Raw genomic sequence first — 7,373 nt, 5'->3', positions numbered from 1 at the left:
CCCCATCGGCGCCATGGCGGCGGCAGTGTGCCGCCATGCCGGCGCGCGCCATGTGGTGATCACCGACCTCAACCCCGAACGCCTGGCCCTGGCCGCTCGCCTGGGCGCCACCCGCACGGTGGACGTCCGCCACGAGAGCCTCGCCGAGGTTCAGCGTGACCTGGGCCTCAGCGAAGCTTCGACGTCGGCCTGGAGATGTCCGGCAGCCCAGCCGCTTTTCGCGACATGCTCGCCAACATGTGCCACGGCGGCAAGGTGGCGATGCTCGGCATCCCCACCGAGGATATCGCCATTGACTGGAACACGGTGATCTTCAACATGCTGACGCTGAAGGGCATCTATGGCCGTGAGATGTACGAGACCTGGTACAAGATGTCGGTCATGATCGAGTCCGGCCTCGATATATCCCCGGTGATCACCCACCGGCTGCCCTACACCGAGTTCCAGCAGGGCTTTGATGCCATGCTGTCCGGCGAAGCCAGCAAGGTCGTTCTCAACTGGGAGTCATGACATGTACGGAGCCTTTCAACAGCACCTGCAACAAGAGCTCGACGCCATCCAGGAGGCGGGCCTCTACAAGCACGAGCGGCAACTGACCACCCCCCAGGGAGCCCATGTCGGCATCAACCATGGCCGCGAAGTGCTCAACCTCTGTGCCAACAACTACCTGGGCCTGGCCCAGCACCCGGAGGTCAATGCCGCCGCCAGGGCTGGCCTCGACAAGTGGGGCTACGGCCTGGCCTCGGTGCGCTTCATCTGCGGCACCCAGAGCCTGCACAAGCAGCTGGAGAAGCGCCTCACCGAGTTTCTGGGCACCGAGGATACGATCCTTTACCCCTCCTGCTTCGATGCCAACGGCGGCCTGTTCGAGACCCTGCTCGGCGCCGAAGACGCCGTGATCTCCGACGAGCTCAACCATGCCAGCATCATCGACGGGGTGCGGCTAAGCAAGGCCAAGCGCTATCGCTACCGCAACCGCGACATGGCTGACCTGGAGGAGCAGCTCAAGGCCGCCGACCGCGACGGTGCGCGTTTCAAGCTGATTACCAGCGACGGGGTCTTCTCGATGGATGGCTATATCGCCCCCCTCGACGAGATCTGCGACCTGGCCGAACGCTACGGCGCCCTGGTGCATTTCGACGACTGCCATGCCACCGGGTTCGTCGGGGACTGCGGCCGCGGCACCCACGAGTTTCGTGGCTGCATGGACCGCGTGGATATCACCACCGGCACCCTGGGCAAGGCTCTGGGTGGCGCCAGCGGCGGCTATACCAGCGGCAAGCGCGAAATCGTCGAGCTACTGCGCCAGCGCTCGCGTCCCTACCTGTTCTCCAACACGGTGGCCCCGCCGGTGGTGGCAGGCGCCTGAAGGCGCTGCAGCTGGCCGGTGAATCCGGCGAGCTACGCGAACGGCTCAGGGAGAACACCGCACTCTTCCGCTCCGGCCTGGAATCGCTGGGCTTCGAACTGCTGCCCGGAGAGCACCCCATCGTGCCGGTGATGCTTCACGACGCCACGGTCGCCGCCCGCTTCGCCGAGGAGATGCTCAAGGAGGGCGTCTACGTGATTGCCTTCTCCTTCCCCGTGGTGCCCAAGGGTCGTGCACGCATCCGCACCCAGATGTCGGCGGCGCTGACCCGCGAGGATCTGGAGTTCGCCCTGGCCGCCTTCGAGCGGGTCAAGGAGCGGCTGGGACTTTAAGTCAAGATCCATGCAGATAAAATATTTTCCGCTACCCTCCAGTAACAGGGGCTTGGAAAATACCGCTGCCCCCTTGAACCCCACGGCACTACCCACGGTAGCACTCGCAAGGCAGTGCCGAAGGAGCAGGAGTCAACGGATTTGATACGAGCAGAAGGCGTCACCAAGATCTTCGGTTCGGCCCCGGAAACGGCGCTGCCGCTTCTGGAGGCCGGCAAGGGCAAGAGCGAGATTCAGGCCGAGACAGGTCAGGTGGTGGGGGTCCACGATGTCAGTTTTTCCGTCGAGCCCGGCGAGGTATTCGTCATCATGGGCCTCTCGGGCAGCGGCAAGTCGACCCTGATTCGCTGCATCAACCGGCTCTTCGAACCTACTGCAGGCCACATCTTCTTCCAGCATCCCGACGAGGGTGAGATCGATATTACCGGGCTCTCGGACGAGCGTCTGCGCATGCTGCGCAAACACCATATGAGCATGGTCTTCCAGAATTTCGCGCTCTTCCCCCACCGCAGCGTGCTCGACAATGTGGCCTACGGCCTGGAGGTTCAGGGCAAGGCCCGCGACGAACGCCATCGCCACGCCCAGGAGATGCTGGAGATGGTCGGGCTTGGCGACTGGGGCAAGGCCTACCCATCCGAGCTCTCCGGTGGCATGCAGCAGCGGGTCGGGCTGGCCCGGGGACTGGCCACCGACGCCAGCGTGCTGCTGATGGACGAGCCCTTCTCGGCTCTGGACCCGCTGATCAAGGTCAACATGCAGCAGGAGCTGAAGAAGATCCAGCAGCAGCTCGGCCGCACCATCCTCTTCATCACCCACGACCTGGACGAGGCCATGCGCATTGGCGATCACATCGCCATCATGGAGGAGGGGAAAATCATTCAGCTCGGCACCCCCGAGGAGATCCTGGTCAACCCGCGCACCGAGTACGTGGCCCGCTTCGTCGAGCATGCTGACCCCACCGGGTGATCACCGCCGGCACCATCGCCCTGCCATTCGACAGCCAGGCCTTCACCACGGTGAGTGAGGCCGACGGCCTGCGGTTCGTCGCCGCGGACGACCTGCCGGCACTGCACTATGGCCTGGACGACCAGGGCCGGCTGCGTGAGGCACGGCTGAACGAGCAACGCCTCGAGATCCGCTCGCTCGACGAGGCGCTCGAAAGTGAGGAGCGCGGGGCACGTCGCGAGGATCTGCTGATGTACTGTCCGCGGGAGACGGTGCTGCGTCAGGTGCTGCGCGGTCGCACCCGCACTGCACTGCCGACACTGGTGACAGATGCCGAGGACTGCGTCACGGGCCTGATCGACGAGCTCCAATTGATCCGAGGCATCCTCGAAAAGCGCGGGGTGAGCACCGACAGTGAGACGCAGCCGGCCGCAGAGGAGGCGTCATCATGAGCGAGATCCTCGAGCTGCTGCGCCAATTGATCACCGACCCTTCGGGCTGCTCGAGGCCCTGCCGGTGCGCCAGTGGATCACCGATGCGGTCAACTGGGTGGTCAGCAACTTCCGCGGCTTCTTCCGTAGCTATCTCAGTCCACCGGTGCGCGGCGCAATGGAGCTGATCCAGACAACGCTGGAAGCCATCCCGCCGGGGCTGTTCCTGGTCGGCATTTTCCTGATCGGCTGGCGAGCGGCTTCCTGGCGGGTCGGGCTGTTCAGCTTCATCGCCCTCGCCCTGGCGGGCTTCATGGGCGTCTGGAACGCCTGGTGGTGACCCTCTCGCTGGTGATCACCGCGGTGCTGTTCTGCATGCTGATCGGCCTGCCGCTGGGCATTCTCTGTTCACGCAGCGATCGCTTCGCCAAGGGCATGCGGCCGATTCTCGACATCATGCAGACCACCCCGCCCTTCGTCTATCTGGTCCCCGCCGTGATGCTGTTCGGCATCGGTAACGTGCCGGGCTGATCGCCACCATCATCTTCGCCATGCCGCCGATGATCCGCCTGACCAACCTGGGCATCCGCCAGGTGTCGACGGAATACATCGAAGCGGCCGAGGCCTTCGGCTCCACGCCACGCCAGATCCTCTGGAAGGTGCAGATCCCCCTGGCCCTGCCGACCGTGATGGCGGGACTCAACCAGACCATCATGCTGGCACTCTCGATGGTGGTGATCGCCGCCATCATCGGCGCCGGCGGACTCGGCCTGGAGGTCTACGCCGGGCTCGAGCGACTCAACATCGGCCAGGCCTTCGTCGGCGGCATCGGCATCGTGCTGCTGGCCATGGTGCTGGACCGAATCACCCAGGGACTGGGCGAGAAAGCTCCCGGCAAAGGCAAGTAGTCCCGATTGGACAATGTGAAAAGGAGGCATGTCATGCACACCACAACAACACCTCGATACACGCTGAAGCACACCGCCCTGGCACTGTCGGCGGCCTGCCTGGTGGGCCTGGGCAGCCAGGCGGCGGCAGACGTCCAGCGACCCGGCGAGGGCGTCACGGTGCAACCTGCCGTGGCCAGCTGGACCTCGGCGGTGCCGGTGAGCTGGGCCTTCGTCGAACTGCTCGAGGAACTCGGCTATGAGGTCCAGACACCCATCTCGCTCTCCAACCCGGTGGCCTACCTGGCGATCTCGGAGGGTGACGCCGACTACTGGCCCAACGGCTGGTTCCCGCTGCACTCCCCCCAACTGCCGGATAACTTCGACGAGGTTGCCACCCTCTTCGACCCACACTGCACCGCCTGCGGCATCCAGGGCTACCTGGCCGATGTTCCGTCCATCGAGGAGTACGACATCACCGGCATCAACGACTTCACCCGCGACGAGGTGAAGGCCGCCTTCGATGCCACCGGCGACGGCAAGGCCGATCTGTTCGGCTGCCCGCCGGGCTGGGGCTGCCACGAGGGCATCAACGCCATGCTCGACAAGTTCGAGCTGCGCGATCACATCAACCACGTGGACGCCGGCTACGCCGCCAACTTCGCCGAGGCGCTGTCGCGCATCCAGGCCGGTGAGCCGGCGCTCTACTACACCTGGGGGCCCAGCGCCTGGCTGCTGTCGCTGGTGCCCGGCGAGGATGTGATGTGGATCAACGCACCGGGCATCGTCGAGGATGAGGCCGAGCGCGCCGAGGGCGTTGACGGCGCGGTCAGCGATCCCATCGAGATGGGCTTCGTTGCCGCCGATATCCAGGTGGCGGCCAACAACGACTTCCTCGAAGCCAACCCGGCCGCGGCCGAGCTGTTCCGCCAGGTACGCCTGCCGCTGGAGTGGATCAGCGAGGTGGACGGTGCCATGGACGAGCAGGACCTCACCGACGATCAGGTCCGCCCGCTGGTCGCAGAATGGATCGCCGAGAACCGCGATACCGTCGACGAGTGGCTGGCAGCCGCTCGCGCCGCCGCAGACTAGCGGGGCTCGCTGCGCACGATACCGCGCAGTAACCGTCCCAGCACGTCGGAGCCGGTGAGGATGCGCTTCTCATCGGCCCAGAGCAGGATGACGTCCTCGTCGAGGACGTCATCCTGACGATGGGCGGGCCACACCTTGAAGCGGTGCAGCACTTCGCCCAGTGGAGTGGCTGGATCGTCCACCAGGATCGGCCGGTGACAGTGGGCCAGTGGCGTGAAGAGATCGGGATCGAACAGGGCCGCGCGGAGGAATGCATCGGTATCGATCACGAGCCGCGGCTCGCCGGCATCGTCCACCACCACCGCCCGGCTCTTGCCACTGACCTGCAGCGACCGCAGAAATGCGTCATGGCGGGTACGCTGGATCTCGGGAAAGATCGGTATGTCGCCATGGAAGGGCAGGACGACGATGCTGTCGGGGTCCAGCACTTCCCCCTCCCGCCCCAGGGGCACATCGTCGAGCATGAGGAAATTCATGGCACCGCGCCCCTCGACCCGGTCGATCTCGGTTTCGGTGGACTCCATGTGCAGCCGGATCAGCTGGTGCAGGTCTCGCTCTCGGAAAAAGGGAATCGCTTCCGGCCCCAGCCAGCGGTCCAGCACCCAGGCGGTAGGACGCGCCACCGGCCAAAGCAGAAGCTGGTAGAAGCGCACCATGGGCGCCAGCAGTGAAGCCATGCGCAACGCATGCCGGGAAAAGAACGCCTGGGGCAGGATCTCCGCGCAGAGGGTAATCACCACCGTGGAGAACACGAATGCCACCGCGGCGCCCATCACCGAACCAGAGAGCAACGCCAGCAGCACATTGACGGCGACGTTGCCCCAGAGGATGGTGACCAGCAGGAAGTTGGCATCCTGGCGCAGGCGATGTACCCGGCGGGCCGGTCGACTGCCCTTGCGGGCCTCGATCTCGAGTTCCAGCTTGTTGATCGAGAAGAAGGCCAGGTTGAGCCCCGAGAACATCGCCGACTGAGCCAGGCAGAGGGTAATCCCGATCCAGGTCAGCAGGGTCATCGGGGCGGTCTCTCGTGTCGAATGTCAGTTGGTCTCGTAGCCGTGCTGCACGAGCCAGTCGCGCAGGAAGGCGATTTCCTCCTCCTGGGCCTCGATGATCTCGCGGGCCAGGTCGCGGATCGCTTCGTCCTCGCCATGCACCAACACCACGTTGGCCATATCGATGGCACCCTGATGGTGGGGAATCATGCCACGGGCGAAGTCGGCATCGGCATCGCCCGTGAACTCGATCATCATGTCCTGATGCATGCGATCGTTGACCTCGCGGTAGGCCTGCACTGCGGGGTTTTCCGCGTGTTCGTCGTCCTCATCGTCTACGCCATGGGCACCATGCTCGCCATGGTGGTCATCCGCGGGCGCCGGCTCGTCATTCTCAGCACCTTCCTCGCTACCCTCGTGATCATGGTTGTGGCTCGGGCCGCCATCCACGCCATGATGCGCCTCGTCATGGTGATCCTCTTGCGGGCTTTCGGCCATCACCAGGGGACTCGCCAGCAGGGCGGCGACGAGGGCCGCGCCGGTCAGGGTGATGACGACAGAGCTATGCGTTCTTACTGCCGGGATGTGTGTCATGGCGCTCTCCTATAACATGGTCAACGCAGATATCGTAAGGCCTTGGGGTGCAACGCAGTCAAATCCCTATCGACCCTTGGCCGTTCAACCTCGACACAGAGACTATCATGGACTGGAATCCTGCCCTGATCTGGATTGCCATTGCCTTGCTGCTGGGCCTGGCGGAGCTCTCCTCCGGCGGCCTAGTGCTGTTGGCGCTGGCCGTGGCTGCCCTGTTGACCTCGGCGCTGGCCGCCATGGGACTGTCGCTGCCCTGGCAACTGCTGGGAATGGGCATCTTCTCGGGGCTGCTCGTGCCCCTGGCTATCATGGTCATTCGCCCCTGGTTCTCGCCTCGCGGCGTCGCCTACGGCACAACTGGCACCGGCGTGGAAAAGGGGCATACCTACACGACGCTGAAACGTGATTTCGATGGCGCCAGCGGGGTCAAGATAAACGGCGATTTCTACCGTCTGCGCGTCGAGGAAACCGGCGAGACCAATTTGCCTGAGGAAACACGGGTCGTCTTCAAGCGGTTCGATGGCACCACGGCCATCGTCAGCCATTGCCAGGAAGACCGGAACCAGAAACACCAGAAGGAGTAGGAGGCAACGCTTCATTCACGCCACGTTCACCAATATCCAATCCCCTCAAAGACCTATCAATACGTCCTCATCAAGACGAACTCGTCAACACAAGGAGCAGTAAATCGTGAATATGGATCTTCCTATCAGCCCAGGGCTGTTACTCAC

Annotated in this window: 9 protein-coding genes and 2 pseudogenes; 9 read left to right on the top strand and 2 right to left on the bottom strand. The window is 64.2% G+C overall.

Annotated elements, in window-relative coordinates; genetic code table 11:
* The 8 genes and pseudogenes from Q427_RS20410 to proX form a co-directional block, all read left to right on the top strand.
* Window positions 1-510: pseudogene (locus Q427_RS20410) on the top strand (zinc-binding dehydrogenase); the annotation flags it as partial.
* Between the two features lies 1 nt (window position 511).
* A pseudogene (gene kbl, locus Q427_RS20405) lies at window positions 512-1,701 on the top strand (glycine C-acetyltransferase).
* A 141-nt stretch (window positions 1,702-1,842) separates the two neighbouring features.
* On the top strand, window positions 1,843-2,667 hold the full coding sequence (locus tag Q427_RS20400; RefSeq protein ID WP_051496560.1) for a quaternary amine ABC transporter ATP-binding protein: 825 nt from the start codon (window positions 1,843-1,845) through the stop codon (window positions 2,665-2,667).
* Entirely contained in the window at window positions 2,664-3,098 is a 435-nt protein-coding gene (locus Q427_RS20395) for a hypothetical protein (RefSeq protein WP_043516941.1), read from the top strand. The genes Q427_RS20400 and Q427_RS20395 overlap by 4 nt, the downstream gene beginning before the upstream one ends.
* Window positions 3,099-3,162: 64 nt before the next feature.
* Window positions 3,163-3,417 carry a hypothetical protein gene (locus Q427_RS32660; protein WP_197030762.1) on the top strand — a complete coding sequence of 85 codons (255 nt, stop codon included), beginning with the start codon at window positions 3,163-3,165 and terminating at the stop codon, window positions 3,415-3,417.
* Window positions 3,411-3,608, top strand: a complete 198-nt coding sequence (locus Q427_RS32655; protein WP_197030480.1) for a hypothetical protein — start codon at window positions 3,411-3,413, stop codon at window positions 3,606-3,608. The genes Q427_RS32660 and Q427_RS32655 overlap by 7 nt, the downstream gene beginning before the upstream one ends.
* Window positions 3,609-3,628: 20 nt before the next feature.
* Complete coding sequence (locus Q427_RS32650) at window positions 3,629-3,985, top strand: ABC transporter permease (RefSeq protein WP_197030761.1); 357 nt, start codon at window positions 3,629-3,631, stop codon at window positions 3,983-3,985.
* A 33-nt stretch (window positions 3,986-4,018) separates the two neighbouring features.
* Window positions 4,019-5,056, top strand: coding sequence for a glycine betaine/L-proline ABC transporter substrate-binding protein ProX (gene proX, locus Q427_RS20385; protein ID WP_051496559.1), 1,038 nt, complete (start codon window positions 4,019-4,021; stop codon window positions 5,054-5,056).
* On the opposite strand, the gene Q427_RS20380 is transcribed toward proX, so the two are convergent.
* Both Q427_RS20380 and copM read right to left on the bottom strand, forming a co-directional pair.
* Window positions 5,053-6,069, bottom strand: coding sequence for a CNNM domain-containing protein (locus Q427_RS20380; protein ID WP_043516940.1), 1,017 nt, complete (start codon window positions 6,067-6,069; stop codon window positions 5,053-5,055). The genes proX and Q427_RS20380 overlap by 4 nt on opposite strands.
* Before the next feature lie 24 nt (window positions 6,070-6,093).
* Window positions 6,094-6,642, bottom strand: a complete 549-nt coding sequence (gene copM / locus Q427_RS20375; protein ID WP_043516939.1) for a CopM family metallochaperone — start codon at window positions 6,640-6,642, stop codon at window positions 6,094-6,096.
* Window positions 6,643-6,749: 107 nt separating this feature from the next.
* Between copM and Q427_RS20370 the strand changes: the two genes are divergently transcribed.
* Entirely contained in the window at window positions 6,750-7,226 is a 477-nt protein-coding gene (locus Q427_RS20370; protein ID WP_043516938.1) for an NfeD family protein, read from the top strand.
* The last annotated feature ends 147 nt before the right edge of the window (window positions 7,227-7,373 follow it).

The sequence above is a fragment of the Halomonas sp. BC04 genome (assembly GCF_000568385.1).
The sequence above is the reverse complement of the archived record's forward strand: the minus strand, read 5'-3'. Positions and strand labels throughout refer to the sequence as shown.

Excerpts from the sequence above, each read along its gene's own strand:
- copM (WP_043516939.1), bottom strand. The coding sequence starts at position 6,642 with ATGACACACATCCCGGCAGTAAGAACGCATAGCTCTGTCGTCATCACC.
- proX (WP_051496559.1), top strand. The coding sequence starts at position 4,019 with ATGCACACCACAACAACACCTCGATACACGCTGAAGCACACCGCCCTG.
- Q427_RS20380 (WP_043516940.1), bottom strand. The coding sequence starts at position 6,069 with ATGACCCTGCTGACCTGGATCGGGATTACCCTCTGCCTGGCTCAGTCG.
- Q427_RS20370 (WP_043516938.1), top strand. The coding sequence starts at position 6,750 with ATGGACTGGAATCCTGCCCTGATCTGGATTGCCATTGCCTTGCTGCTG.
- Q427_RS32650 (WP_197030761.1), top strand. The coding sequence starts at position 3,629 with ATGCCGCCGATGATCCGCCTGACCAACCTGGGCATCCGCCAGGTGTCG.